This is a genomic window from Microbulbifer sp. (assembly GCF_051659245.1).
GTDB lineage: Bacteria > Pseudomonadota > Gammaproteobacteria > Pseudomonadales > Cellvibrionaceae > Microbulbifer.
Map to the genome: position 1 here is coordinate 1 of NZ_JBOFOC010000020.1, position 26,692 is coordinate 26,692.

A 26,692-nucleotide genomic window follows, 5' to 3' on the forward strand; every position below is an offset into this window, starting at 1 on the left:
TCTGGGGGGCTCCCTTCGGGCGGGCCGCTAAGCAGCCATCTGCGGCGTTGCACTTGCTTGACGTAGAATGACTACGCCGGCGCAAGTGCGCCTTGCATCTGGCCGCTTAGCGGCCCGCTGGTATCACTATTTAGTACCATGCAGGACACAACGACCAGTATATTAACTGAAAATCACAGCTTTGTTTCCAGTTCCGGCACTGCATCGAAGAGGTCCGCCACCAGTCCGTAGTCCGCGACGGAGAAGATTGGAGCCTCCTCGTCCTTGTTGATGGCCACGATCACCTTGGAATCCTTCATCCCCGCCAGGTGCTGGATGGCGCCGGAGATGCCCACGGCGATGTACAGATCGGGAGCGACTATCTTGCCGGTCTGGCCCACCTGCATGTCGTTGGGCACGAAGCCCGCGTCCACCGCGGCGCGGGAGGCACCTACAGCGGCCCCGAGCTTGTCGGCCAACTTGTACAGCATCTCGAAGTTGTCGCCGTTCTGCATGCCGCGGCCGCCGGAAATCACCACCCGGGCGGAGGTCAGTTCCGGGCGGTCGGATACCGCCAGCTCTTCGCCAACGAAGGAGGAGACACCGGCGTCCTCGGCGATATCCACGGTCTCCACCGCGGCGCTGCCGCCCTCCGCAGCCACAGCGTCAAAAGCGGTGGTGCGCACGGTAATCACCTTGGTGGCATCGGAGCTCTGCACCGTGGCAACCACGTTGCCGGCGTAGATCGGGCGCTTGAAGGTGTCGGCGCTCTCCACCGCGAGGATGTCGGAAATGGGCTGCACATCCAGCAGCGCCGCCGCGCGCGGCAGCAGGTTCTTGCCGGTGGTGGTGGCCGGGGCCAGGATATGGCTGTAGTCCCCACCCAGATCCGCCACCAGCTTGGCCACATTCTCCGCCAACTGGTGTTCGTAGGCGGCATTGTCCGCCACCAGAACCTTGGCTACGCCATCGATCCCGGCCGCGGCCTCGGCTGCGGCACCGCAGTCGGCGCCGGCTACCAGTAGGTGGATATCGCCACCGATGGCCTTGGCCGCGGCGACGGTATTGAGCGTGGCGCCCTTGATCTCGGCGTTGTCGTGTTCCGCAATAACCAGAATGCTCATTGGATTACCTTCGCCTCGTTCTTCAGTTTCTCTACCAGTTCATCCACGCTGGCGACCTTGACGCCCGCCTGGCGCTCCGCCGGCGGCTCGACTTTCAGGGTCTTGGTACGCGGGGTGACATCCACACCCAGTTCTTCGGGGTTGGTGGTGTCGAGCGGCTTCTTCTTCGCCTTCATGATGTTCGGCAGGGAGGCGTAGCGCGGTTCGTTCAGGCGCAGGTCGGTAGTGACGATCGCCGGCAGCTTCAGGGAGACGGTCTGCAGGCCGCCATCGACCTCGCGGGTCACCTTGACGGCACTGTCTTCCACCACCACTTCGGAGGCGAAGGTGCCCTGCCCCATGCCGGTCAGGGCACCCAGCATCTGGCCGGTCTGGTTGTTGTCACCGTCGATGGACTGTTTGCCCAGGATCACCAACTGGGGCTCTTCCTTATCCACGATAGCCTTCAGGCACTTGGCCACGGCCAGCGGCTGCAGCTCGGCATCGGTTTCCACCAGGATGCCGCGGTCGGCGCCCAGCGCCAACGCGGTACGGATCTGCTCCTGGCACTGCTTGGGTCCCATGGAGACGGCGACTATCTCGCTGACAACGCCTTTCTCCTTCAAGCGTACCGCCTCTTCCACGGCGATTTCGCAGAAGGGGTTGATAGACATTTTCACGTTGGCGGTATCGACGTCGGAGCCGTCCGCCTTCGGGCGGACCTTGACGTTGAAGTCCACAACGCGTTTCACAGCTACAAGAACTTTCATGGATATCCCGTCTCAGTAGTCTTTACTTGGGAACCGCGACTGACTGTTCACATCGCGAGCAAATACGGCCTTTGAGTCAAACAGGCGTTTGAACGGCGGCTATGTTGACCCTTCTAACGGCCAAAATCAATAGTCGAATAGCCGGACCCAACACCATTCAACAAATCTATTTCCGGGCATAAAAGCGAGCAATTTCAACAGCCTATCTCACCGAACTGCGGCGTATTTGCCACGGCAATTGAATAATCCTGCAATTGGTAGGGCTGGTTAAAGGCCTATATAATCCGCGGCCATATAACTAACGGGACCCGGGACCACCGGGACCCGGGACCCGGGACCCGGGAAATGCCGTCCGCAAGTCCGCTCGACTGTCCCAGGCTTCTTCCGCGCATGCTCGCGGACCGCGGAATTTGGAGGCCCTAAAGCCTCTTGTGCGCCCGGGTCCCGATGGTCCCGGGTCCCGCAATCCCCAGCTCCATAAACATAAAAGGAGAGCGCCGTGGAACGCGAATCAATGGAATACGATGTAGTGATCGTGGGCGCCGGCCCTGCGGGACTGGCGGCGGCCTGCCGTATTCGCCAGCTCAATGAAGACATCTCCGTGTGCGTTGTGGAGAAAGGCTCCGAAGTGGGTGCCCATATCCTCTCCGGAGCGGTATTCGAGCCCACCGCCCTGAACGAGCTCTTCCCGGACTGGAAAGACCGCGGCGCGCCCCTCAATACCCCCGTCAAGGGCGACGACATCTATGTGATGGGCAGCGCAGAAAAAGCCACCCGCGTCCCCAACCTCTTTGTGCCCAGCACCATGCACAACGAGGGCAACTACATTATCAGCCTCGGCAACCTGTGCCGCTGGCTGGCGGAACAGGCGGAGAACCTGGGCGTGGAGATATTCCCCGGCTTCGCTGCCGCGGAAGTGCTCTACAACGGGGACGGCTCCGTCAAAGGCATCGCCACCGGCGATATGGGTGTGGGCGCCAATGGCGAGCACAAGGACTCCTATATGCCCGGCATGGAGCTGCACGCCAAGTACACCCTCTTCGCCGAGGGCTGCCGCGGCCACCTGGGCAAGCAGCTGATCGAGCGCTTCAAGCTGGACGAGGGCGTGGACCCGCAGCATTACGGCATCGGCATCAAGGAAATCTGGAAAGTCAGCGACGACAAGCACCAGCAGGGCCTGGTGGTGCACTCCGCCGGCTGGCCCCTGGACGAGAGCGGCTCCCACGGTGGCGGCTTCCTCTATCACCTGGAGGACAACCAAGTGGTGGTGGGCCTGATCACCGACCTGGCTTACAGCAACCCCCACGTGAGCCCTTTCGACGAGTTCCAGCGCTACAAGCACCACCCGGTGATCAAGCAGTACCTGGAAGGCGGCCAGCGGGTTGCCTACGGCGCCCGCGCCATCACCAAGGGCGGCCTGCAGTCCCAGCCGAAGATGACCTTCCCCGGCGGCCTGCTGGTCGGCGACAACGCCGGCACCCTGAACTTCGCCAAGATCAAAGGCAACCACACCGCGATGAAGTCCGGCATGATCGCCGCGGAAGCCGCGGTGGAGGCCCTGACGGCAGACCGCGCCAACGACGAACTCACCGAATACACCAGCAGGTACCGCGACAGCTGGGCCTGGAAGGAGCTGCACAAGCAGCGCAACTTCGGTCCGGCCCAGCACAAATGGGGCAATATCCTCGGCTCCGCCTATGCCTTTATCGACATCAACATCTTCCAGGGCAAGCTGCCCTGGACCCTGCGCGATCCCAAGGCCGACCACGCCCAACTGAGGCCGGCCGCGGACTGCAGGAAAATCGACTATCCCAAGCCCGACGGCGTGCTCAGCTTCGACAAGCTGTCCTCGGTGTTTATCTCCAACACCAACCACGAGGAAGACCAGCCCTGTCACCTGACCCTGAAGGATGACGAGATACCGCTGAATCACAACCTGCCCATCTACGACGAGCCGGCGCAGCGCTACTGCCCCGCCGCCGTCTACGAAGTGGTCGAAGAGGCGGGCAAACTGCGCTTCCAGATCAACGCCCAGAACTGCGTGCACTGCAAGACCTGCGATATCAAGGACCCGACGCAGAATATCGTCTGGATAGCGCCGGAGGGCGGTGGCGGGCCCAACTACCCGAATATGTAGTCGCGCAGACATACCTCCCCTGTAGGAGCGGCGGGGCGGCCATCCGCCCATGGCCGCGCCGCCGCTCCTACAAAGGAATCAACCGCCCTCGCATCACCGGCTAAACTGGTTCAGTAAATCCCCGATGCGCTGAACCCATGAAACCCGCCCTACTCTGTATCGATCTGCAATACCTGGATGCCGCGCGCGGCTGCGGAGTCTTTGCGGACCCCGGCTACAGCGCTTTCGGAAAGAAGGGAGAGGAATACTACTTTGCGCGCCTGGAACGACAGGTATTGCCCAATGTGCAGAAGTTACAAGCGCTGTTTCGCGACAAGGGGCTGGAGGTCATCCACATCCGCGTCATGTCGCAGACCAGAGATGGCCGTGATCGCACTTATTGGCACAAGAAACTCGGGCTGCACTGCCCGCCCGGCTCGCGGGAAGCCGAATTTATCGAGTCCGTCGCTCCCCGGGACGACGACCTGGTCATCAACAAGACCTCCGCCAGCCCATTCGGCAACAGCAATATCCACTCCCTCCTCTCCCGTCTTGGAATAACGCAGCTCTACTGCTGCGGAGTTTTTACCGACATCGCCGTGGAATCCACCATCCGCGCGGCGGCCGACTTCGGGTACTGCCCGATGCTGATTGAGGATGCCACCGCCACGACCAGCGATGCCATCCAGCAGGACTGCATCAATCGCCTCGACGGACGCTATTGCGAAATGGTGCGGACGCAGGAACTGCAGGAAGATCTGGAACAGCATGTCAGGTCAGTGAGGAAAAAAACCGGATACTGGTGACAGTACCCGGTTCTGAGGCGGTCTTGACCACATCCCTGTGGCTCTGTCCCTGTTTTTCGATTTTGATGATCCTTGAAATTACAATTCAGAACTTGTACTGCGCGCTCAATGCGAAAGATGATCCCGGCTTCTCCTCGAATACGATCACATCACTGCGTTCGATTTCGATGGACTCGTCAAGCAGGTTCTGCAGCTTCGCCTTGATGGTCATCTCGCTGGTGGGATACCAGGAATAAGTCAGATCCAGCGAGTGAAACGGCTGCTCGAAAGCATCCGGTGCGCCGTTGCGGCCGGCCAGGTAGAGGCGCTCGCCGAACACGTTGTAGCCCAGGGTCGCCGAGTGGTTGCCATCCGGGGAGTCGAAGCCCACCAGCATATTGACCACATACTCGGAAGCACCTGTCATCTCGCGAACCGGATTGGTCGGCGCGTCGGCCTCGCTACCGGCCACCAGCTCCGAATCCTGCACTGTCAGGTTGCCCTGCAGGAAGAAACTATCCATGGTCTCACCGAGGAAGCCCAGGACCTTCAGACCCTCGATTTCGAGTCCGGTAATTTTACCGGACTCGGCGTTGATAATCTCACGCGCCACATTGGTATCACTGGAAGCCAGCTCGAAGAATTCGATCGGGTCAGCAATGTCTTTGTAGTAGGTGGATACGGTTAGGTTGTCGCCATTGCTGAAAAACCACTCGGCGCGAATATCGAAGTTGCTGATCTCCGACGGACGCGCATCCGGGTTGCCCTTGATCTGCTCATCGGTAATCGGGTCGATATAGATCGCATCAGTGATTTCACGCAGGTCCGGGCGCACAGCGGTTTTACTGGCGCCGAAACGCAGCTGGAAGGTCTCCGCCCACAGGGAACCCATGTAGGTCAGGGACAGGGCCGGATAAACCGCGTCTTCCGCGAAGGTGGAATTCTCCAGTACCTCTTGATCCATGGGGATCTGCGGATCGTCGATGGTGTAGCCGTAGGGGTTCCAGTCCAGCGCCACTTGGTTATAGTCCTCCCAGCGGGCGCCGGCGGAGACGCGCCAGGTCTCGTTGAGCGTCCAGTCGACCTTACCGAAAACGGCATCGGTCAGGGTTGCGGCGACATAGCTCTGGTTATCTGCACCGGCGCGGTCGAATACATAGTCGTTATCCGGATCGGTGATCTGCTCATCGCCGAACACCTGTTCCAGAGTGCCCCCCAGAGAACCGGGCTCGGCCACGCCCAGCGCGCCGAGGCGGAATTGGGTTTCCCTGTAGGTGCGTCCTTTTTCGGTGCGGGCGAAACCGCCACTCAGCTCGAGGGTCGAGTAGGAGAATTCCAGCGGTAGGGTCGCGGCCCAACCGTAGTTGATCACCTCATCTTCCAGGTCGGTGAAGCGGAAGCCGGCACTGTTTCCACCAACGCTGACGGAAGAACTTTCCACTTCTCCATTGGCATCGGTCAGGGTGTCGGCATTGACGCTGACTTCATTCGGGATATCGGTGGCCGCAGTGGAATCGGAGTAGTGCCAATCCAGCACCAGTTCTTCCGGCACCCAGTCCAGTAGGCCGCCGAATAGCGCCTTGGTAGCTGGCCCCACAGAGTGGCTGCCTTTGACCTGGTGCAGCAGCAGATCGCGCTCCTCATACTTGATGGTATACTCGCGGAAACCACGGCCATCGGAAATCTGGCGGTTCTCGTTGAAGTAATCGCGAATCGCAGTCTCGTCGTCGGTATTGCGCAGGTAGAGGCTGGTGGTGGTAATCTCATGCTCACCGGCGTAGCGCAGCCCCAAGTTCAGGTTGCCGCTGATATCGACGGAATAAGTGGACTTGTTCCGGGTATCGGTGCGCTCATCCGGGAAACCGTAGCTGCGCTTTAGGGTCTCTTCTTCCCGCCATTTGCTCTTGTAGGAACCACCTGCCAGGAAACCCAGCTCCCAGTCGTCGCCGAAATAAAAGCGATTGCCGACACTGCCCTTGAAATCGTAATCGGGGTCGGATGATTCCTCTTCAATCGCGATATCACGATTCAGGTTCAGCGCCAGTCCGCGATTCAGCGCCTCGGCCGCGGCGATTTCTTCCTGAGGGGTGGCGTATTCGTTGCCCTCGGCCAGCAACGTATTACGGATATCGTTTATGCCCAGGCTACCCTTGAATCGCTGCAGGGCCGCCTGCAGCTCCGCCGGCATTGCGCGGGTTCCGTCGTCGGTACCGAATGCGTCGTCGTCACCACCTTCATAGGAGAGCACACCACCACTGGTTTCGCTGTTGAAGCCGCTGCCCATCTCGATCGAATAGATCAATTGATCCGGTATGCCCTTGGTGCGGATATCGACATTACCGCCACCGAAGGTCGCGGCCTGGTCGACGGAATAGGACTTCTGCACCGCCAGAGAGTCAACCACGGAGGTAGGGAAAATATCCAGTGGGATGACATTGCGGGTCAGGTCCGGAGACGGCACAGTGGCACCGTTCAGGGTCGTGCTGGAGTAGCGCTCGCCCAGACCGCGCACATAGACAAACTTGTCGCTGACCAATGACAGGCCAGACACGCGGCGCAGAGCCGCCGCTACCGTGGAATCACCCACGCGGCCGATCATCTCTGAGCCCAGGATGTCCATAACCACCTCTTCATCCAGACGCTCACTGACCAACATCTCGGCGGAGTCGCGCAGGCGCCCCTGCACCATCACCTCTTCAATCTGCTGGGACTGTGGAGACGAAACACTGTTCGTCTCCACTTGTGCAAACACCGGTGGAGCTATTGTCGAGGCCGCGGCAACAGCCAGTACCAACGGCGCTCTTTGAAATTTATCGATTTTAACCATTACCCAGGCCTCTTAATCGTTCCTGTTCAACACTGCAGTAAAATCAAACAAGGCGCCGACTCCCTTTGAGAAAGCGGCGCCCCAAGGGGTCAGGGAACTGGTCCCCAACCGTTTCTCCTGTTTACTGCTCGAACCACAGGGGCTCTGCGCGGTTGCCGTCGTGCAGGCCGTAAGTCCAGCCCTGGGTCCAGTCCAGATCGCCCTGGCTCAACGCGCCGAAATAAGCGCGGGCTGCCGGCTCGTCGGACTCGTCGGTGGCACCGGCTACCGGGCTGATAGCAATCGCTGCGCCGTTCACCATCATGCTATCCGTATCGATGGAGAAGTAGGGCGGGGTGCCCTCCAGGATCTGCAGTTGGGTGCTGGCATTTGCAGTCGGATCCACCTCACCAGTGATATCGGCAAAGACACTGCCGCTTGCCGCTACCCAGGCTTCCACATCCATCAACGGAGTATCGTCGCTGTCGTCATCCGGAGTGCCATTGTCGTCCATATCGGTCCTGGTGCGATCCTCACAGGCGAAGAGCACAGACTCCAGCTGAATGGCTGAGTCGGTAGCTTCGGCTTCGGTGCGGGTTTCTTCGCTCTCCACACGTAGGCAGTAGTTGCTGCCTTCGGCACCGTTCTCGTCAGCGCTGAAGGAGGCCACGACCATGGAGTTGGTAACCTGCGGGAAGATGCCCTCGCGGAAGCGCCAGCCGGCACCCGGATCGTGTGTGCCTCCCGCCTGGGCGGAGATGATGCAGGTCAGGCCGTCGATTTTCGGGCGGCTGTTGATGCCTGCATCAATCACTCCAGGCTGCTCACCTTCTTTCCCGTAAGAGCCGATACCATCGGACTCGATGCAGTGGTTGCCATCGGCCTCCGCCTGGATAACCAGGGCATTGGTGATGGAACCGCGCCAGCCCTCGTCGATATCGATGGAATCGTCGCGCACATACAGGCCAACGTAGTTTTCAAAACTGACGGCGCCGCCGAACATTTCGATACCGTCGTCGTAAGTTGAATACGCCTGCAGGTTTTTGACGATGGTTCCGCTACCCACTGCACTGAAGGTGATGCCGTTCAGCTCGTCGCCGTTGGCAACTTGCGCACCCGTGTGCTTGACGATGAAGTATTCCAACTGGCCGGAGTTGTCCTCGTTGTTGTTGCCACCGTAGTTGGACTGGTCTTTACCGGCGGCGCCTTCGGCCAGCACGTGACATTCTCCATCCAGCGCTAGAGTGCCGTCGTCCAGATTGCCGGTGTAGGCGCACTTGTTGGTCACACCGAAGCCATTGATCACCAGGCCGCCCCACTGCTGAACGTCATCGAACGCAACAGTATGATCTACTGCATCAGAAGTAGAAGTGAAGGTGATCGGGGCACCTTCGCTACCGACAGCGAACATCTGTGAGCCGCGGTTGATCACGGCGAACTTGGTGTTGTCCGGGAAGGCGATGGTGGAGCCGGCCTCGATGGTGAGCTTGGTACCATCGCCGCCTTCGACAATGCCGGCTGCCGCCATGGTGGCATCGTCGTCGAAGTTCTCACCGACGAACAGACTGCCTTCAAAAATGTGCACACCGTCATTCTCGAGGGCGGGAATGAACAGATCCTCGGTCAGAGGGTTGCCCGAATCGACGAAACTGGCGGGATAAGTACAGTGCGTACCATCAAAAGAACCTTGCCTGACTTGGCCGCCCTTCTCATAGGAAGCGCAGGGGTTGTTGTCGTTGCCACCGTCACCACCATTGCCAGTGGAATTATCAACGGAGTTGTCTACAGTTGTCGGCTCGATATCGATACCGCCGCTGTCACAACCGGCCAGCAGAGCGGCGATTGCAGCTGCCAGCAGCAGCTTGTTGTTTGTTCGCTTCATACATTCCCCCTAACGGAAGTTTTGAATAGCGGGCAGCTAAAAATCTATTTTTATGCTTCAGCTGTGCGTCCTGAACTTAAAAACGGATCTTCAGTTAGCCCTGAACCGTGATTCTTGTGTTCGCCTTGGCGATTCGGACGCGGGGGAGTGTAGGAAGGGAATGTTGCGGAAACGTTACTTTAGGGAAGTTTTGCGGAAAAAATTGCAATACTCTTGCGCGAAAACGGATTGATTATATTTTTATTGCAAATAGGTTTCAGTGACGGTTTAAAAGGTGGGCAATACGGCGAGAAAAAACACAAATCTGATAATGAGTCCGCAGGGCAGCATCCGGGCCAGCCGTCTCATGCGGGACCTGCTTGCAAGCGAAGCCTAGAGGCGGGGAGAGAAGTCGGGGACTATGGATAAGCCGGGGACAATCGCCTGCAAGCAGGCTCCTACAGGGGGGGACGGGAAGTTTTCGCGCTTCAATAGCTTCCGAGCAGGAACTGTTCACCGTCGCTTTTGAGCCACAGTTGCCCGCCGCTCTGCCCGGCCCGCTCCTCGGCCCAATCCACCAGTTGGTAGAAAACCTCGCGGGAAACCCGCGCCTGCAGGCCGTCGCGCACTTCTATATAGGGAATCGGCTGGGGTGGCCGGCCAAACGGTTTGAGTTGCCAGCCGCGGCCGCTATCCAGCGGCACTATGTCGCCGGTATTGGTGGTAAAGAGCAGCCGCTGGCGCCCGCCCTCCTCGCCCCTGGCCACCTGGCTGGCAATAAAGGGGACGTCCTCCACGCGGATGCGCATCTTTTCCACCGGGGTGACCAAAAAATAATCATCACCTTCGCGCTTGAGGATGCTGGCGAACAGCCTCACCAGCGGCTGCCGGCAGATCTCGGTGCCCTCGTGGATCCAGCGGCCGTCGCGCCGGATCACCAGGTCCATATCGCCGCAGAGATCCGGGTGCCACTTGTGTACCGGCGGGTGGCCGCGAAACTCCTGCTGCAGCTGCTGCAGTTGGTCGAACAGCGGTTCAGCCAAACGATGAACCCGCGCTGCCGCCCTCGGCGCGCTTTTCCTCCTGCCCGCGACGGCCGGAGATATCGCCGATATGCACCCCCACATCCATGATGAACTCCATCAGCCCCTCCATATCCTCGATCACATCGGCGAAGGACTTGGAGTGGTACAACTCCACGGCCCCCTGCACCAGGGCCCAGTAGGTGGAGTAATAGAAGTAGGGAGGCACTTTTTTCAACACGCCCTGCTCCATCCGCCGCTCGAACACCCGATTCAGGGCCGAGGCGTTGGAATTGCGGATGGCGTGCAATTCCTCAATCATCTCCGGCGCCTGGTTGAGAGCGATGATCTTCTCCTCCAGGCGCTGGAACAGGCGGTCCTTGGCCGGGTCCGCCATGCGCGACTCGAAGTAGGCCCGCGCCGGCGCAGTGATATCTCCCTGCTCCGCGGTGGCCACGGCGGATTTCAAGCGCTCGGTAAGGGACTTCTCGTAGTCCATTAACAAGCGCATGTAAATCTCTGTTTTTGAAATGAAATGCTTGTAGATGGTGCCCTTGCCGATATCCACCCGCTCGGCAATCTGCTCCACGGTGACCTTTTCTTCGCCGTGTTCCAGCAACAGCTCCAGCGCCGCATCCAGGATACGTTGCTCCCGCGCGCGGAAACGCTGAACCTTCTCTTTTGCCTTATCCATACTCCCGACCTTGGCTGCCGTTAAATTTGGGGACTGAAATTGACTATCCATTCATGAATGATAGGCAATTCACGCAACTTGGAAAAGTAAATCCGGGAAATTCGTCCTTTCGAACCACCTTGGCTCCCGCCGAAGCAATCACCGCCATCTGATGGCCGTTGCGACACTTCAATCTCGACAACGTTGTTATTGGACTCAATATCAACATTGGAGGGGCCAACCGGAGCTTGGGCCCGCAGGCAAACCCGATGCCAACCGGATACTGCGATGTGGGAATTCCCACCCGCAAGTTGAGCCACCGCGGGAGTGAATCGCCCTTTCGATGATCACTGGCCGAGTGCATTTATCCCGGGATATGCTATAAGGCAAGTCAGCCGGCCACCGCGGCCACTTTTCCACCGCGACTTTTCGCCGGCCACGCAAGGAGCATGGCATGTTCAAGAATAAAAACCTTGTTATACCCGGCCTTTTTACCGCCGCCCTGATTTTCTGCAGTTCGCTCGCCGCCGCCGTCGATACCACCGAACTTGCTCCGTCTGGCGCCCCTTTCTACTACTTGGCCCTGGGCGACTCCCTGGCCGCCGGCGAACAGCCCGACGGCGAGGGGGGGCAGATTGTCGGGGACGGCTACGCGGAGCGCCTGCTGTCACATTTCGGGCCCGATGTGGAACTGGTCAACCTCGGCTGCAGTGGCGAAACCACCTCCTCGATGATCTACGGCATCGGTTCCCGATGCACCTACCCCGGCGCTGTTTCGCAGCTCGACGCGGCCGTACAGTTCCTGCTGACCCACCCCGGCCAGGTGATGGCGGTCACTCTCAATATCGGCGCTGACCATTTCAGCGGCTGCGAAATCGACGCTCCCGATACCACCTGCCTGGTTGATCAGGCCGCCACTGTCAGCGCAGAACTGCCACCAATCCTGTACGCCTTGCGCCGGGCCGCTGAGCCGGAGACAAAGATCGCCGCAATGACCTATTACGATCCCTTTCTCGCCCACTGGCTGCTGGGAGAGGAAGGCCGGTTGCAGGCGGAGCTGACGTCTCTCGCGGTCACCAGCTTCAATCTACTGGAGGCGAGCATCTACACCGCTCAGGGCGTGCGCGTCGCCCATATCGGCGACGCCTTCGAAACCCTCAACCAGCAGCCCACCATTTATCGCGGTCGGGTGATGCCGACTAACGTGGTACGCATCTGCCAGTTCACCTGGATGTGCGAACTCGGCGATATCCACGCCAACGATGCCGGCTACCAGCTGATTGCCGACACCTTTGCCGAGACGTTGGGTTTGCCGGTTGTCTTTCAGTTCTGATCCCAATGGCACTAAGTTAAGCGGAATCCCCCTGTAGGAGCCTGCTTGCAGGGCCAAGCCGCGCGTATACAAAGCATCGCTTTGTGCGCGGTTTGGCGACCCGCCATGGATGGCGGGGCCGGGGCCAGATAGAAAGCATAGGTGTAGCGCCAAGCACAGGGTCCAGATGCCGGCACCATTCGCCTGCAAGCAGGCTCCTACAGGGGATTCCGTTTACCGGGGGCTTACGGCTCGCCCCTCTCACCAGGGGTTTATCGCTTGCCTATCGCAGCATACGCAGTTTTCGCCAGGCGGCGATCAGCAGCAGCGCAACCAATAACAGCAAGGTTGCCATCACCTGAATCATCACGGCTCCGGCGCCCGTCAGGCTGTAGCTGAACCGCGGCAGAGCGGCCAGGTCGATCCCGTCCGTTGGCTGGTTGTCGAAAAACAGGAAAGGAAAATAGAAGTGTTGCAACTGGCCATGATAAGACACGATCTGGTCCAGATAATCCTGATAGGCGAGCGCGTCCGTGTCGGCCAGGCGCTGTAACGCCAGTTGCAGGCCTGTGACGGGCGACGACCAACTCCAGTTCAGCCCGGCCCGGTATTGTTCCAGCCGCTTTTCCCGGTAGGCTTCCACCTCGTGGGCCACCGTGTCGTCACTGTACTGCTGCATGGCATAGTACCATTTCCAGTGAAATCCCTCGGGCAGGGGCGCGGTATCCGCCCACTCGGGATGCTCGGAGAGGTAGGCATCGAACGCCGCCTGCTTGTCTTTATCCCAGCTGCTGTTTATGGATTCCCGTTGTTCCACCTGGGCACCGATGGCCAGCCCCAGTTCCTGGCTATCCAGGCGGGCCAGGTAGGAAATCCCGGGGACCAGGAACGCCAGAGTAATCCACAGGGCGCTGTAGTAAACCAGGTTCTGGCGTCGATTCCTGTTGAAGCTGATCAACCAGGCCACCAACGCGAACCAGAACAACTGGTACAACAGCAGCAGAGCAGTGACCACACCGAAACCGGCGAGGTCGGCGATCCCCAAAAGCAGGCAGGCAAGGCCCAGCACAGCGACGTTCAGTGCGAACAGGGTGGCGAAGCGCACCGCCAGGCGGATGAAAATCAGTTTGCCCGGCGACGGCACGGACGCCGCGATCAGCGGCCAGCGCCGCGCCTGCTGGTCGTCGGCGACGATATTGACCGCGAGCACGCCGATCAGCAGCGGCAGCAGGTAAACCCAGATAAAACCCAGATCCAGGCGCCCGGACGGAGCGTGCTGATAATTCTGCAGGGCGCTGTCGTTCATCTGCCCCTGAATGGCGAGCAGGCGCACGCGCATGGTGTTGTTGTAGTCGGCCCGCTGGCCGGGGAACAGGCCGTTCCATGCAGTCGGCTGGTGCCAGGTGGGCATAAATGTGTAGTAAGCCGCCTGGCCCGCGATGTATGCCGGGTCGGCACTTCCATCCAGTGCTTCCGACCAGTGGGCGCGCTGCTGCCCGAAGCGCTGCTCGGCAACCGCGAAGTCGGCGGCAGACTGTTTCAGAGCCTGGTGGCCGGCAAAAATGGCCAGCAGGCACAGCAGCCCATAAAAAACCAACAGCGCACGGGTAACCGTCGAGCGGAAAAAGACCAGTGTTTCAAGCTTCACCAGATTCATGATGCCCTCCTGCGAAAACCGGCGACCGCTGCCACCGCCCACAACAAAACCGCTACTGCCAGCAAGGCCAGCCGCTGCGGCGGCACGGACAAGGTCCGGCGCCGGTGTTCAAAGGGTGCGAATGCTTCCCAGTGGCTGCTGCTGAGCCGGGTTTGCCCGTCGGTCCCGTAATCGAGCTTCCTGGTCTGGAGATCGTTGAGCCTGGTGATCAGGTCGAAACGGTAAGCCTCCGCCTGACGCTCGAAATCGTAGTAACTTTCCGCGTCATTGCCGGTGATCGCAAAAGAAAGCCGGGCCATCAGGGCATAGGGAGAGGTCACGGAAAGCCAGTCGTACAACCTGTCCTGCCGCCGGTAGGTGTCGGTAAGCCGCCGGTAGTGCTCGTCGAATACCACTGTGCCAATGCGCTCGCCCTCCTGCATGACAACGCCACGCCAGTTGACGGGCAGGTCCTCTACCCGCTCGACGCCGTACCGGGCGAGGACGCTTTCGCGAAAATCGTTGAAGTAGGGATCGTCGGGATCGTGGGAATCCCCGATCCGGGCAATTGCGTTCTCCACCTGGATATCAAAGACCGCCCGTGAGGGCGCCGGATAGACCAATTCAGTCACCGTGGTCAGCGCGCGGGGGATAACCACCACCCACAGCAACCACAATCCCAGGGCGAACAGCAGGCTGCGGGAACTGGAACGGCAGTGGTAGGAAACCAGCAGGATGGCCGCGATCCATACCACCCAATAGCCGAGATAGGCCAGCAGGCTGAGCGCCAGGCGCAGCCACACGTCGGTATCCGCCGCCGGCGAGGCGAGCACGAAGGCGCCGGCCATCACCGCGAGGAACGCCAGATAGATAGCGCTGAGGAACAGGAAAACCAGTCCCTGGCCGATAAGGAACTGCACCGGCTTGACGCCCAGGCTGAGCAGCAGGTTGAAATTGCCGTTGCCGCGCTCATCGCTCACCGCGCCGTGAGCCAGCGCGATCAGCACCAACGGCCACAGTACCAGCACCAGGGTGGCCACCGACAGATAGCCCAATCCCAACTCGCGGGCGCTCACCGTAAACTGGCGTAAACCGCTGCTGTTCTGCCGGTGCGATTCCAGGAACAGCACATTGCCCACGTAAGGATTGACGCCGGCGTCGAGAAAGCTCAGCGGCGAGTTGAAGCGAAACGCCAGGCTGCCGTAGTGGGTCACCCGGTGCGGGTGGCGATCGGGCTGAGTCCGCCACAATTCGTCGTTCACCCCCTGCCAGTGACTTTGGGTGGCGAAAAACGCCTTTTGCTGATGCCAGTGGACACCGGCCACCGCAGCCGCCAGCACCAGGCTGAGGGGCAGGAGAATTCGCAAGGTGCGGCTGCGCCACTGCCGCACCAGTTCGCGTTTAAAGATCGCTCTGATCATGACTAAAACTTCCGGATCACGGAGAGACTGCCGTTACGGCCGTCCAGCGGCGTATTCGGCGCAGTACAGAGGCGGGCAAGCGATTTCACCTGCATCTCAAACCCCCGCCAGGGCGGGTTGGCCGCTGACCGGCCCCCGCTGCTCGCCGAAGTAAATGCGTTCCACATCTTCCAGATGAATATCCGCCGTGGGGAATACGGCCTTCAATTCACCCCCGCGCATTACGCCGATACGATCAGCCAACAGGTGCGCGCACTGCAGGTCGTGGGTCACCATCATCACCGCGCAACGATTGGCCCTCAACGCCTTCACCACTTCGATAAAATCCCGGGTGGCAACCGGATCGAGGCCGGAGGTGGGCTCGTCCATCAAGACCAATCGGGCGTTTTTCAGCAGCGCAAAGGCGATTACCACTTTCTGGCGCATGCCTTTGGAAAACTGGCCCAGATGCTTGCGATGATCGGCGGCGCTCAGCCCCACCCTCACCAGTGCCTCGGTGATAGCCGCGCGGTCGAGATGAAGCGCCGAGACGGCCGCCAGGTACTCAATATTCTCGACCGCATCCAAGTCATCGTAGAGGCTGACGTTTTCCGGGATATACATGACATGGCGGCGGCTGGATGAGGTCGGTTCCAGCAGGTTTTCATCACCCGCCGGAGCATCGCCCAGCAGGGCCTCGCCACTCGTTGCGGGAAGCAGCCCCAGCAACATCTTTACCGTGGTGGTCTTACCCGCACCGTTGGAGCCCAGCAGGCAAAAGACTTCTCCGGCATCGATTGAAAAGGAAACCCCCTTGACGACAGGCTGTTCCTGGTAGGACTTGCAGAGATTACTGACCTTCAGCATAAACATCCCCTGTTGAGAGAAAAACGGCGATAAGCGCGCACAGATGACTCACGCACCCGTTCGAGCCCAGATTCGATACGTTGTATCATATCTGAAATAAGCCCCCAAGGGGAATTGGGATCGGGTCCGCTCGAATGTCGCTAAGTTAACGGCTGCTGTGCCTCTGATACGGGCCCGACAATGTGGGAGCCTGCCCTGCAGGCGATTTGTGCGGCGCTGGTAGCGACGCCGTTTCGCCTGCGGGGCAGGCTCCCACAGAGGGCTAACTTAGTGCCATTGGGGTCCGGCTCGAATGCCGCTAAGTTAAGGGGGCCGGGCATTTTTGTAGGGTGGATAAGCGGAGCGCATCCACCAGAAGCCGGCTGCTGGAGTGGTGGATGCGCTTCGCTTATCCACCCTACATCGGGCCAATTGCGCTTAACTTAGTGCCATTGGGGTCCGGCTCCCCTGTAGTGATTCAGCGCAGCGTGTCCCCTTCCCGCGCTGCGGATCAGTGGATAGTTGCGCTCATCTCACGGCGGGCAGAGGCCCGCGCGAAGCACTTCAGCCAGGGTGGCATGCTAGCGGGCTCAGTGGGACGGCCCACCAGCGACACCCTGTCTCTCCGGCCCCGCAACTGTTCGGCAATGGCGGTGCCGATTACGCCGACGCCGATCACCGGGGTTTCGACTTCACGTTCTTCACATCTCCCACTCGTCGATTGCGCGAAAGGCGTCCCGACTCTGGTTTTCTACTCCATCTGCATGGACAACCAGGCAATCCTCCACACGTACGCCGCCGTAGCGGCGAAATTCATCCACTTTCCCCCAGTTTACGCAGTTGGTATTTGAACCCTGCGCGAGCTCTTCCAACAGCATGTCGCTGAAATAAATCCCCGGCTCAATGGTAAACGCCTGGCGCTCCTCCACTTTGCGCACCAGGCGCAGGAAAGGCGCCTTGGGATCGCGGGGATATTCCTCGCCGGCGGGATTTTTCAGGTAGCCGCCCACATCGTGCACCTGCAGGCCGATAAAGTGTCCCAGGCCGCAGGGAAAGAAGGACCGGCTGATACCCCGCGCGACAATATCCTCGGGTTCCAGCGGTACAAATTCAAAACGGGACAGCAGCTGCGCCAGATACAAGTGCGCCCGCCAGTGCAACTCCGCAAAGTCCACGCCCACGCGCACCTCACCGACCAACACCCGCTGCACCGCCTCCACAGCTTCCACCAGTTCGGCGTATTCACCGTCGCGGTAGGCGTAGCTGCGGGTGATATCGCTGGCGTAACCCCGGTATCCTGCACCGGCATCGATCACCAGCGAGTGGATGTCTTCGGATCGCAAGAGCTCACGATCGGCACCGTGGTAGTGCAGTACTGAGCCGTGTTGATTGACCGCCACGATATTGGCATAGGGCAACTCGCACTCCAGAATCTCGGCGCCGCCCAGGTAGGCGTGGTGGATATCCAGCTCAGTACCGCCGCCGAAAAACACCTCCCGCGCGGCAGTGTGGCCACGTGCGGCCACACGATTGGCCCGACGCAGGCACTCGATCTCGTAATCGGTTTTATAGGCACGCCGGTAGTGCAGCTCGGCGATCAGTTGCGGCGGATTGATCTGTTCCGCGCGGAATCCGCCCAACAGTTGCGGGTCCTCGCCGATATAGGCACAGCGCTCCTGGTCCGTCGGCAGGGCCGCGGAGACCTCCTCCGGCGAGGTGGCCAACACGATATCGAAGTGCTCTACCCAATAGCCCTCCGGGTCCGCCGGCGGCTTGTGCCAATAGTCCCGCGGCTGGAAATAGATCAGCCGCGGCCTGTCCCCGACGGAAATCACCAGTACTGAACAGGGGTGCTCCAGCAGCGGTAGCCACTGCTTGAAATGCGGATTGGCGCGGAAGGGGTAGCCGTTGTCGTCCAGGAACGGCATCCTCGTGGCACCGGCGTGGATCAGCAGCCGGTCGTAGCCGCAGTTCTCCAGGGCCTTGGCGCTGCGGGTGTTCAGTTCGGCAATATGTTCGCGGTAAAGCAGGTCCAGATTCATTTTTTCTCCGTCAGACGGCCAGGCGGCGTTAATGTTGTTGACAGTCTTTGCAAACCTTATTTATTGTACACAATAACAATTAAAGCTGAAGCGATTTCTTGATCCCACGAGGAAGTACTATGCAAACCAACTGGAGCGGCGTTTTCCCCGCAGCCACCACCCAATTCAATGCCGACGAGAGCCTGAACATCCCCGCGACCATGGAACACCTGGAAGTGATGCTCAACGCCGGCATCAACGGCCTGGTGATGCTGGGCACGGTGGGAGAGAACTGCTCGCTGAGCGTCGAAGAAAAGCTGGAAGTGCTGAGCGCGACCGTGAAACAGGTGGCCGGACGGGTCCCGGTACTCACCGGCGTGGCCGAATACACCACCACCGGTGCCTGTGCCTTTGCCCGCTCCGCCCGGGAAGCCGGCGTCGACGGCCTGATGGTACTGCCGCCCATGTCCTATAAAGCCGACAGCGCTGAAGTAACGGCACATATCCGCGCGGTGGCTGAAGCCACCGACCTGCCGGTGATGATCTACAACAACCCCGCCTGCTACGGCGTGGACATCTCCGCGGAAACCGTGGCCGAACTGGCCGGAGTGCCCAATATCGTCGCGGTGAAGGAGTCTTCCGATGATCCCCGCCGCCTGACCGATATCGCCAACCTGGTGGACGACGACTTTATCCTCTTCTGCGGCGTGGACGACCTGGCCCTGGAGAGCGTCGCGCTGGGCGCCCACGGCTGGATCTCCGGCCTGGTGAACGCCTTCCCCGGGGAAAACCGCCTGCTCTGGGACCTGGCCACCAACGGCAACTATGAAGAGGCGCGCAAGGTCTACCGCTGGTACACCCCCCTGCTCCACCTGGATACCAAGCCCAAGCTGGTCCAGTACATCAAGCTGGCGGTGCAGGAATGCGGCTACGGCAGCGAGCTGTGTCGCAACCCGCGCCTGCCGGTGAGCGGGGAAGAGCGCGAGGAAGTATTGGGAATGATTCGCAAGGCCATCGCCACGCGTCCGGAGATCAATTAAGCAGCAGGGTTCGGCAGTAAAAATTATCAGTTGGAGAAATTCACCGTGCACAGTATCGAGGTTATCGACTCCCACACCGGCGGCGAACCCACCCGGGTAATCGTCTCCGGCGGCCCGGACCTGGGCAACGGTTCCATGATGGAAAGGCTGGAACGCTTTCGCGATCACTACGACCACCTGCGCGCCGCCGTCGTGCGCGAGCCCCGGGGCTCCGATGTCTGGGTCGGCGCCCTGCTCTGCGAACCGGTGGACAGGGACTGCGCGGCCGGGGTGATCTTCTTCAACAACGTCGGCTACCTGGGCATGTGCGGCCACGGCACCATCGGCCTGGCGGTGACCCTGGCGCGCCGCGGCCTCATCGGTCCCGGCGAACACCGCCTGGAAACCCCGGTGGGCCGGGTCTCCTTCACCCTGCACAACAACAACCGGGTAAGCATCGACAATGTGCCCAGTTATCGCTACCGCAAAGCGGTGTCGGTGGAGGTGGACGGGATCGGCGAAGTTCGCGGGGATATCGCCTGGGGTGGCAACTGGTTTTTCCTGGTCTCCGAACACGGCCAGGTTTTGCAGGCGGACAATACCGACCGGCTGACCGACTACTGCTGGCACATTCGCCAGGCGTTGGAACGGGCCGGAATCCGCGGCGGGAACGGCGGCGAGATCGATCATATCGAACTCTTCGGCCCGCCGTCGGATACCGCGCAGGCGGACAGCCGCAACTTCGTGCTCTGCCCCGGCAAGGCCTACGATCGCTCTCCCTGCGGCACCGGCACCAGCGCAAAACTCGCCGGCCTCCACGCCGACGGCTTGCTAAAAGAGGGCGAGGTGTGGCGTCAGGAGAGCATTATCGGCAGCGTTTTCGAGGGGCGGGTACGCCTGCAAAGTGGGCAGCTGATTCCGACAATCACCGGCAGTGCCTATATCAGTGCCGAGGCCAAATTGGTGCTGGAGCCTGAAGATCCCTTCGTTTACGGCATTGGCGGATTGATTTGACAGCTACCGTAGGGTGTACCGTGCACACCGCTCCAGAGCCGGTGCGGAACTCCGAAATCTTCCGGTGCGCACGGCGCACCCTACGACCACAATTACAGAGACGTCGTTCCGTCAGGAAGCCATTTTCCCGTTATTCAGGTAATCAATCATCCGCGACACCGCGCCGCGCTGCTCACGGATATGGTGGGACAGTGCCTGACGTGCGCCCTTCCAGTCCCGCTCCAGCAGGCACTCGATAATTTCGCAGTGCTCCCGGGCCATTTCCCGCTTCACCTCTTCATCGATGACCGCGTAGTTGAACAGGGCGTTGTAAAAAGGACTGTAGCGGGCAAAAAATTCGCGGATATAGCGGTTATCGCAACGGTCTATCCAGCACTCGTGCAGGTCAAAATCCAGCAGCGAACGGCCTTTGCCCTGTCCCGGCCGGTTGGCCTTGAGCAATTGGCGCAGCTCGCCTTCGTCGAACTTGTCCCGGGCCAGGTCCAGCGCTTTCAGTTCGAGCATTTCGCGAATCTCCAGGTAGTCGAGCATGTCCTGCTCACTGAAGGCGCGCACCCGCCAGCCACAGCGGGGCACATGCTCGATCAGGCCCGCGCCCGCCAGGCGGGAGAAAACCTGCCGTACCACCGTGCGCCCGGCCCCGTACTTTTCCGCTGTGGCCTGCTCGCGCAGGTATTCGGTGTCCTGCTGGAGACTGCGCGCAATCACATCCTGGCGGATCTGCTCATCCAGTTTCTGATCCGGCGACTCGGGCTGCGGCGTCGCCACCGCCTGCCCTTTCAGCGCGCCCGGCACCAGCTCCAGCCGCCCGTTCTCCTTGCGCCGGATCACCCCCTCCTCTACCAGTTCATCGACGGCGTGGCGCACCGGGGTCAGGCTGACGCCGTAGTGGCTGGACATAGCCCCCAGGGTAAGTTTGAAAGGCAGCCGTCTCCGCGCGTGCAGCGCCGCTTTGACATCGGTCTTGATAAATTCGGTAATGGTCATTGCGCCAACTGTTGCTATTATCCCGCGATGGAATCGGCCCGTGGCCTACTCCACACTATCGGAACTCACTCGTTAACAGATGACAGGCAGTATCGCCCATGTTGGAAAAGCTGAGCAAGCTACTCGACGTCGAACAACTGGACAGCAATCTGTTTCGCAGCCGCCAGCACGTGGAAAACTACCGCAAGGTGCTGTTCGGCGGCCAGGTGCTGGGACAGGCATTGACGGCTGCAACCCGCACCGTGCAGGACCGCCTGCCCCACTCTCTGCACGCCTACTTCCTGCGCCCGGGCAGCAGTGAAATGCCAGTGATCTACGACGTGGACCCGATCCGCGACGGCGGTAGCTTTACCACCCGGCGGGTGGTGGCGCGGCAGAAAGGCCGGGCGATTTTCAATATGTCCGCCTCCTTCCAGATCCGCGAACCCGGTTTCGACCACCAGAGTGATATGCCCACCATCGGCATCCCCGAACCGGAAACCCTGAAGAACACCCAGCAGTTGGCGGAAGAAGGCGGCCTGGGCACACCGCAGAACGACCAGCGCCGCTATATGATCGACTTCCGCCCGGTGGACCCCTATAGCTATTTCAGCACCGAAGCACACGAGGCCCGCTGCATGTTCTGGCTGCGCGCCGAGGGAGAGATGTCCGACAACCCGGTGGAGCACCGCTGCGCCCTCTGCTATGCCTCGGATATGGCGCTGCTCGGCACCAGCCTGCAGCCCCACCCCATCTCCCTGTTCGACCGGCACCTGATGCCCGCAAGCCTGGACCACGCCATGTGGTTCCACCGCGACTTCCGCGCCGACGACTGGCTGCTGTATGTGACCGACAGTCCCTCCGCCAGCGGCGCCCGGGGTTTCTGCCGCGGACAGATCTTCACCCGCGACGGTGTGCTGGTGGCCTCCACAGCCCAGGAGGGCCTGATTCGGCAGGTCGACAAACGCTAACGGAACCCCCCTTAAATCAGTGGTTTACAGCCGCCGTGCGGCTGTTATAATGCCGCCCGCTTCGCTGATGAAGCACTGCAGTCGGTGAGTAGCGCAGCCTGGTAGCGCACTTCCTTCGGGAGGAAGGGGTCGGAGGTTCGAATCCTCTCTCACCGACCATTTTCCCTTCTACGTCTTTATCCCCTTCACAATTTCAGAACCCGGGACTCCTTCGGGATTCAAGTCACTTGAAAGCCTCGGCGCGGCACCGTTACCCTTTCGCGCTGTCCAACGGTTTCAAGCTCACTGGCTACGGCGCCCCCATGCTTCCAAGAATTTTCGCCCTGTTCCTTGTCTTTCTGCTTCCCCTGAGCGCTCTGGCCAAGACCTACGACCTCCTGTACCGCGTCGGTATAGACCCGGATACCGGCCTGGCGGAAGTGCAGATAGAACTGGAGGGCGACGAATTGCCGCGGGAGCTGTCGCTGAACCTGAAATCCGGCCGCTACAGCGACGTGCATAGCGAACAACCGCTGGAACTGACCGACGACCGGGCCATATGGCAGCCGGGCGGCCCCAAGGCGACCCTCAGCTACCAGTTCGAGATCGACAAGAAAAAGGGCCGGCACCGCTACGACTCCCGCATTACCGAGGACTGGGCAATACTGCGCAGCGACAAACTGGTTCCGCCGATAGCGGCCACTGCCGCCGCCGGCCTGCGCTCCCGCGCCCGGCTGCAACTGGACCTGCCGGAGGGCTGGTCCTCAGCCCTCCCCTACGACAAGGGCGACGCCGGCCACTACAAACTGATCGACCCCGGCCGCCGCTTTATCCGCCCCAAAGGCTGGATGATCGCCGGCCGTATCGGCAGCCGCCAGGATACTATCGCCGGTATCAATACAATGGTGGCCGCCCCGCTGGGCGAGGACATCCACCGCCAGGATACCCTCGCCTTCCTCAGCTGGAATCTGCCCGAACTCAAGAAAATCTTCCCGGAGTTTCCGGACCATCTTCTGGTAGTCAGTGCCGGGGACCCCATGTGGCGCGGCGGCCTGTCCGGCACCCGCTCCCTGTACATGCACGCCGACCGCCCGCTGATCAGCGGCAATCGAACCAGCAGCGTGATCCACGAACTGGTCCACGTGGCCACCGGCATCCGCGGCGATGGGCAGAGCGACTGGATCGTGGAGGGCCTCGCGGAGTACTACTCGCTGGAAATCCTGCGGCGCTCCGGGGGTATCAGCCAGCGTCGCTACGACGAAGCCATGGAAAAACTCGCCCGCTGGGGAGAGAAAGCCCCCTCACTGCTGGTCAAGCGCTCCTTCGGGCCAATTACCGCCCGGGCCGTGGGCATCATGCGCGAACTGGACCGGGAAATCCGCACCGCCAGCGACAACAAGGCCAGTCTCGACGACGTGGCACAGGGCCTGGCGGAACAGCGCGGCGAAGTCTCCCTGAAACGGTTCACACAACTTGCGGAGAAGGCGGCAGGCACAAGAGTAAAGACCCTGGCCCCGGAGAAACTGGGGAAGATGGAGCAGGCAGGCAAAAAAAAGCCCTGACGATGGGGGGGAGAGCGTCAGGGCCAAGACCATTAGGAGTGAAACTTGGAGGATTTCATCCTTACAACACAGCGGGCATACCTAGTTCATGCCCTGCCGGCATTACTAAACACGTTTTGGGGGGAGGTTGTGCTAGCCAGCTAAAGAAAGTATCGAACAGACCCGAAAAATTTCCAGTCTGGCAAGACGACGATTTAGATCGATTGGAAATAGGTTTGGCACAACTAGTGCAAAAAGTTATTAAAAGCCAGCTCCTTGTATAAAAAGCAACCATCCAGCGATATCGAGCCTCCGCAGAGGAATTCCCGGACCTCCCCATACCCTCCTCTGGAGAAGACAGAAGGGGCGCCCCCCATTTCCCGCACTGGACAGGAAGTACCCGCTTGACTAATCCCCGCCAGCCCCTAGAATAGCGCCTTCCTACGCGCCAAGCCGCGCGTAAGTATCAGAAAATGCTGGGATTTTTCGTCTTGATCGGATAGAATCCGCAGCGTTTTCACTCCTGCCCAGAGCGGGATACAAGGCTAGGTGGCAGAGTGGTCATGCAGCGGACTGCGACTCCAGCGCCCGCGGCCAATAGAAAGCGCCGGTGAGTCGAACCGGCAGAACGAAAGCAAAAAACTCGACTTTATGGCTAGGTGGCAGAGTGGTCATGCAGCGGACTGCAACTCCGTGTACGCCGGTTCGATTCCGACCCTAGCCTCCATTTTCACCGCCGCCGACTTGCCTCTGTTAAGTCCGGCGACCAGCGAGGGGCCCGACCCAGACATTGGGTATCACCAATCCCCCTCGCACACCTCCCCGCCCGGGTGGTGGAATCGGTAGACACAGGAGACTTAAAATCTCCCGGCCTCACGGCCGTGCCGGTTCAAGTCCGGCCCCGGGCACCACTCCCCATTCGAAGTATGTCAGAACTAATATCAGAACTTTTCCCGAAAACCTTCGGCGATCTTCTCCAGAGCGTCCATCAAGCCCGCGTCCCTGTCGGTGCCAGATACGTCATCGGGCTTGTCTCGATCCCAATGCTTGATTATTGCAATCAATAAGTAAGTGTTCCGGTCAAAGAAGCCGGGGCAATAGACCAGGACATATCCGCTGGTTCGCCTAAACTGTACCAGCTTGAGTGGAAACCCCTTCTCCTTAAAATGCAAATGCTGTAGCTCAAGATACGAACGGTTATGTGTGAAATTGTAGGGGACGTCCCGCCCGAATGTAATGGGCAGCCCCTTTCCCTCCTTGTAAGCCCTGAAATCCGTAACCAGGGCCTTGGTCTTTTGCTCCCCTAGAGTATCTTTCAAATCGCGGTGTGTGAATATCCTTACCACCCTTCAGTTTCCTTTTTCTTTGTCAGCGACTTAGCCATTTTCTCCGAAGCTTTCTTCATATCGCCCGCGCCAAGCTGAAAGCTTCCGACCGTAGGCGCCGCTTCTTTTTCGTCAAATTCACAAATTTCCAGAGTCTTGTCTTCCCCTCTCGCGGAGGGAATGCGCAGGTTCTTTACGGCCATTCCTCATAATCTCCATTTGTTCCATTGCTTGCTTTTGTTGCCATAGCGGAAGTGATTTCATCCATGTTCAGCCCTTCGGCAGTAAAACTTGCCGGGATGCTTTTTAGTTCTGTGGTTCCCCTCTGTGCATACTCGCAAAACATCGTCATTTCCTCGAATAGCGCCGCAGGGACGGCGTAGAACTGTATTTGGTTATTAGATGATATGGCAATGGCATCACCCTCCGCTTCCGCGAGAGCTGCATTGGGATTGGACTTAAACTTGCTGATCGGTGTGGTGTAGCCACACATGACTTTCTGCAACATGATACATACCTTCACTGACTAGACCGATATCTAGGGCTAATTATAGCCCTAAACTTAGATCGACACCAAGGCGGTAGGCTCAAGTCCGCCCAGGGGTAAACAATTCCCTATAAATCAATAGGTTATCGACAATCTCGACCAACTGGCCGGCAATGTAATGAATACCACCAACTCCTATACTCGAAGTAACAGCCAGCGCGGCTGTCGCAATACACAGCGAAAGGGGTTTTAACACCATGGCGACAATCACCTGGGCATGCATGGAATGTGGCAGAGAGAACCAGAAGCCAATCAATGCCGAAGATGATATCGCGGCAAAGGCTCTTATCCGCCAATTACGGGAAGACTTCGGGAAGGGACAGACCCTGTTTCTCTGCGCTGAGGAGCCTTGTGGTGGGAGGATGTACCCGCTCAGAATTGAGGGAAGCAGCGGCTAACCTGCGCTCCGGGGCGCCTCTTTTTCTATGGCGCACAGTTTCCACAAGACACCAGAATGGCCGGCCACTCAGTCGCCCCGACGCAGGAGCACGACCAGCGGCATAAAACTCAGGACTTACTACTGCTCTCGTCGCTCATCAGCGCCGGCCAGGCCGCCCGCAGATACACCGCCATGGTCCACAGGGTCATGGCCGAGGCGACATACAGCAGCACAAGAATCGCCGCTATCGGTGTCGTCGGAATGGCGTACTCAGCGGCTTTTACCTGCCACCGACACAGCGCTATCTGAAACAGGGCAGAATAACAAATGATCAAACATTTCCCGGACAGGCACTGTCCGCGGGAAAGCTAGCTTCAAACATGAACCGAGATCGGATTTCAGTTGGCTGTCGCCACGTAGCCAGCTGAAACCCAAAGAAAATAATCGAATTTCTAAAGAGCAAGGCCAACTGTTGAATAAAAGTAAGCGTCCGGTGAACTCATCTTCCCACCACGGCCAGGGGCTGTAGTTTAGGTGTCCACCTATCAACAAGTGGACACCTACTATGACTGACATCATCCCAGAGAAGACACCCACCAAGCGTCGCCGGTATTCCAGCGC

Annotated in this window: 22 protein-coding genes and 3 tRNA genes; 10 read left to right on the forward strand and 15 right to left on the reverse strand. The window is 59.7% G+C overall.

Annotated elements, in window-relative coordinates; all coding sequences use genetic code 11:
- Positions 1 to 173: 173 nt before the first annotated feature.
- Together ACRC0P_RS02055 and ACRC0P_RS02060 are read right to left on the reverse strand one after the other, a co-directional pair.
- Positions 174 to 1,103 carry an electron transfer flavoprotein subunit alpha/FixB family protein gene (locus ACRC0P_RS02055; RefSeq protein ID WP_438628036.1) on the reverse strand — a complete coding sequence of 310 codons (930 nt, stop codon included), beginning with the start codon at positions 1,101 to 1,103 and terminating at the stop codon, positions 174 to 176.
- Complete coding sequence (locus tag ACRC0P_RS02060; protein WP_438628038.1) at positions 1,100 to 1,852, reverse strand: electron transfer flavoprotein subunit beta/FixA family protein; 753 nt, start codon at positions 1,850 to 1,852, stop codon at positions 1,100 to 1,102. The genes ACRC0P_RS02055 and ACRC0P_RS02060 overlap by 4 nt, the downstream gene beginning before the upstream one ends.
- A gap of 514 nt (positions 1,853 to 2,366) precedes the next feature.
- On the opposite strand from ACRC0P_RS02060, the gene ACRC0P_RS02065 reads away from it, so the two are divergent.
- Complete coding sequence (locus ACRC0P_RS02065) at positions 2,367 to 3,989, forward strand: electron transfer flavoprotein-ubiquinone oxidoreductase (RefSeq protein ID WP_438628076.1); 1,623 nt, start codon at positions 2,367 to 2,369, stop codon at positions 3,987 to 3,989.
- Positions 3,990 to 4,126: 137 nt separating this feature from the next.
- The gene (locus ACRC0P_RS02070) at positions 4,127 to 4,774 is read left to right on the forward strand and encodes a cysteine hydrolase family protein (RefSeq protein ID WP_438628040.1); all 648 of its coding nucleotides are present in this window, start codon (positions 4,127 to 4,129) and stop codon (positions 4,772 to 4,774) included.
- 85 nt (positions 4,775 to 4,859) lie between these two features.
- Here the strand turns inward: ACRC0P_RS02070 and ACRC0P_RS02075 are convergent, their stop codons facing one another.
- From ACRC0P_RS02075 to ACRC0P_RS02090, 4 genes are all read right to left on the reverse strand, one after another.
- Positions 4,860 to 7,580, reverse strand: coding sequence for a TonB-dependent receptor domain-containing protein (locus ACRC0P_RS02075; RefSeq protein WP_438628042.1), 2,721 nt, complete (start codon positions 7,578 to 7,580; stop codon positions 4,860 to 4,862).
- 121 nt (positions 7,581 to 7,701) lie between these two features.
- Positions 7,702 to 9,441: a serine/threonine protein kinase gene (locus ACRC0P_RS02080; RefSeq protein ID WP_438628044.1), complete on the reverse strand. Its 1,740-nt coding sequence runs from the start codon at positions 9,439 to 9,441 to the stop codon at positions 7,702 to 7,704.
- Between the two features lie 467 nt (positions 9,442 to 9,908).
- Entirely contained in the window at positions 9,909 to 10,463 is a 555-nt protein-coding gene (locus ACRC0P_RS02085; protein ID WP_438628046.1) for a DUF1285 domain-containing protein, read from the reverse strand.
- Positions 10,456 to 11,136, reverse strand: a complete 681-nt coding sequence (locus ACRC0P_RS02090; RefSeq protein WP_308367479.1) for a TetR/AcrR family transcriptional regulator — start codon at positions 11,134 to 11,136, stop codon at positions 10,456 to 10,458. Before ACRC0P_RS02090 ends, ACRC0P_RS02085 begins: the two co-directional genes overlap by 8 nt.
- A 433-nt stretch (positions 11,137 to 11,569) precedes the next feature.
- Between ACRC0P_RS02090 and ACRC0P_RS02095 the strand changes: the two genes are divergently transcribed.
- Positions 11,570 to 12,448, forward strand: a complete 879-nt coding sequence (locus ACRC0P_RS02095; protein ID WP_438628048.1) for an SGNH/GDSL hydrolase family protein — start codon at positions 11,570 to 11,572, stop codon at positions 12,446 to 12,448.
- Between the two features lie 262 nt (positions 12,449 to 12,710).
- On the opposite strand, the gene ACRC0P_RS02100 is transcribed toward ACRC0P_RS02095, so the two are convergent.
- The 4 genes from ACRC0P_RS02100 to pepQ all read right to left on the reverse strand — a co-directional run bounded on the left by ACRC0P_RS02100 (position 12,711) and on the right by pepQ (position 18,351).
- Complete coding sequence (locus ACRC0P_RS02100; protein WP_438628050.1) at positions 12,711 to 14,084, reverse strand: DUF3526 domain-containing protein; 1,374 nt, start codon at positions 14,082 to 14,084, stop codon at positions 12,711 to 12,713.
- The gene (locus tag ACRC0P_RS02105; RefSeq protein ID WP_438628052.1) at positions 14,081 to 15,484 is read right to left on the reverse strand and encodes an ABC transporter permease; all 1,404 of its coding nucleotides are present in this window, start codon (positions 15,482 to 15,484) and stop codon (positions 14,081 to 14,083) included. Before ACRC0P_RS02105 ends, ACRC0P_RS02100 begins: the two co-directional genes overlap by 4 nt.
- Before the next feature lie 96 nt (positions 15,485 to 15,580).
- Positions 15,581 to 16,330, reverse strand: coding sequence for an ABC transporter ATP-binding protein (locus tag ACRC0P_RS02110; protein WP_438628054.1), 750 nt, complete (start codon positions 16,328 to 16,330; stop codon positions 15,581 to 15,583).
- Positions 16,331 to 17,010: 680 nt separating this feature from the next.
- A complete protein-coding gene (gene pepQ / locus ACRC0P_RS02115; protein WP_438628056.1) occupies positions 17,011 to 18,351 on the reverse strand; it encodes a Xaa-Pro dipeptidase in 1,341 nt (446 codons plus the stop codon).
- Positions 18,352 to 18,470: 119 nt separating this feature from the next.
- Between pepQ and ACRC0P_RS02120 the strand changes: the two genes are divergently transcribed.
- Both ACRC0P_RS02120 and ACRC0P_RS02125 read left to right on the forward strand, forming a co-directional pair.
- Entirely contained in the window at positions 18,471 to 19,370 is a 900-nt protein-coding gene (locus ACRC0P_RS02120; RefSeq protein WP_438628058.1) for a dihydrodipicolinate synthase family protein, read from the forward strand.
- Between the two features lie 45 nt (positions 19,371 to 19,415).
- Positions 19,416 to 20,363 carry a 4-hydroxyproline epimerase gene (locus ACRC0P_RS02125; protein ID WP_438628060.1) on the forward strand — a complete coding sequence of 316 codons (948 nt, stop codon included), beginning with the start codon at positions 19,416 to 19,418 and terminating at the stop codon, positions 20,361 to 20,363.
- Between the two features lie 111 nt (positions 20,364 to 20,474).
- Here ACRC0P_RS02125 and ACRC0P_RS02130 read toward each other — a convergent pair whose 3' ends face one another.
- The gene (locus ACRC0P_RS02130; RefSeq protein WP_438628062.1) at positions 20,475 to 21,350 is read right to left on the reverse strand and encodes a GntR family transcriptional regulator; all 876 of its coding nucleotides are present in this window, start codon (positions 21,348 to 21,350) and stop codon (positions 20,475 to 20,477) included.
- 98 nt (positions 21,351 to 21,448) lie between these two features.
- Here ACRC0P_RS02130 and ACRC0P_RS02135 point away from each other — a divergent pair, with 98 nt between their 5' ends.
- The 5 genes from ACRC0P_RS02135 (at position 21,449) to ACRC0P_RS02155 (ending at position 24,731) form a co-directional block, all read left to right on the forward strand.
- The gene (locus tag ACRC0P_RS02135; RefSeq protein ID WP_438628064.1) at positions 21,449 to 22,300 is read left to right on the forward strand and encodes an acyl-CoA thioesterase; all 852 of its coding nucleotides are present in this window, start codon (positions 21,449 to 21,451) and stop codon (positions 22,298 to 22,300) included.
- An 82-nt stretch (positions 22,301 to 22,382) separates the two neighbouring features.
- Positions 22,383 to 22,459: transfer RNA gene (locus tag ACRC0P_RS02140), tRNA-Pro, on the forward strand.
- Between the two features lie 143 nt (positions 22,460 to 22,602).
- Positions 22,603 to 23,841 carry a hypothetical protein gene (locus tag ACRC0P_RS02145; protein WP_438628066.1) on the forward strand — a complete coding sequence of 413 codons (1,239 nt, stop codon included), beginning with the start codon at positions 22,603 to 22,605 and terminating at the stop codon, positions 23,839 to 23,841.
- Between the two features lie 632 nt (positions 23,842 to 24,473).
- A tRNA-Cys gene (locus ACRC0P_RS02150) sits at positions 24,474 to 24,547 on the forward strand.
- A gap of 97 nt (positions 24,548 to 24,644) precedes the next feature.
- Positions 24,645 to 24,731 (forward strand) — tRNA-Leu (locus ACRC0P_RS02155).
- Positions 24,732 to 24,761: 30 nt separating this feature from the next.
- On the opposite strand, the gene ACRC0P_RS02160 is transcribed toward ACRC0P_RS02155, so the two are convergent.
- The 4 genes from ACRC0P_RS02160 to ACRC0P_RS02175 all read right to left on the reverse strand — a co-directional run.
- Positions 24,762 to 25,166, reverse strand: coding sequence for a type II toxin-antitoxin system YafO family toxin (locus ACRC0P_RS02160; protein ID WP_438628068.1), 405 nt, complete (start codon positions 25,164 to 25,166; stop codon positions 24,762 to 24,764).
- A complete protein-coding gene (locus ACRC0P_RS02165) occupies positions 25,160 to 25,348 on the reverse strand; it encodes a hypothetical protein (RefSeq protein ID WP_438628070.1) in 189 nt (62 codons plus the stop codon). Before ACRC0P_RS02165 ends, ACRC0P_RS02160 begins: the two co-directional genes overlap by 7 nt.
- Positions 25,339 to 25,653, reverse strand: a complete 315-nt coding sequence (locus tag ACRC0P_RS02170) for a hypothetical protein (protein WP_438628072.1) — start codon at positions 25,651 to 25,653, stop codon at positions 25,339 to 25,341. Before ACRC0P_RS02170 ends, ACRC0P_RS02165 begins: the two co-directional genes overlap by 10 nt.
- Positions 25,654 to 26,341: 688 nt before the next feature.
- On the reverse strand, positions 26,342 to 26,692 hold a 351-nt coding region (locus ACRC0P_RS02175; RefSeq protein ID WP_438628074.1), incomplete at its 5' end, for a hypothetical protein.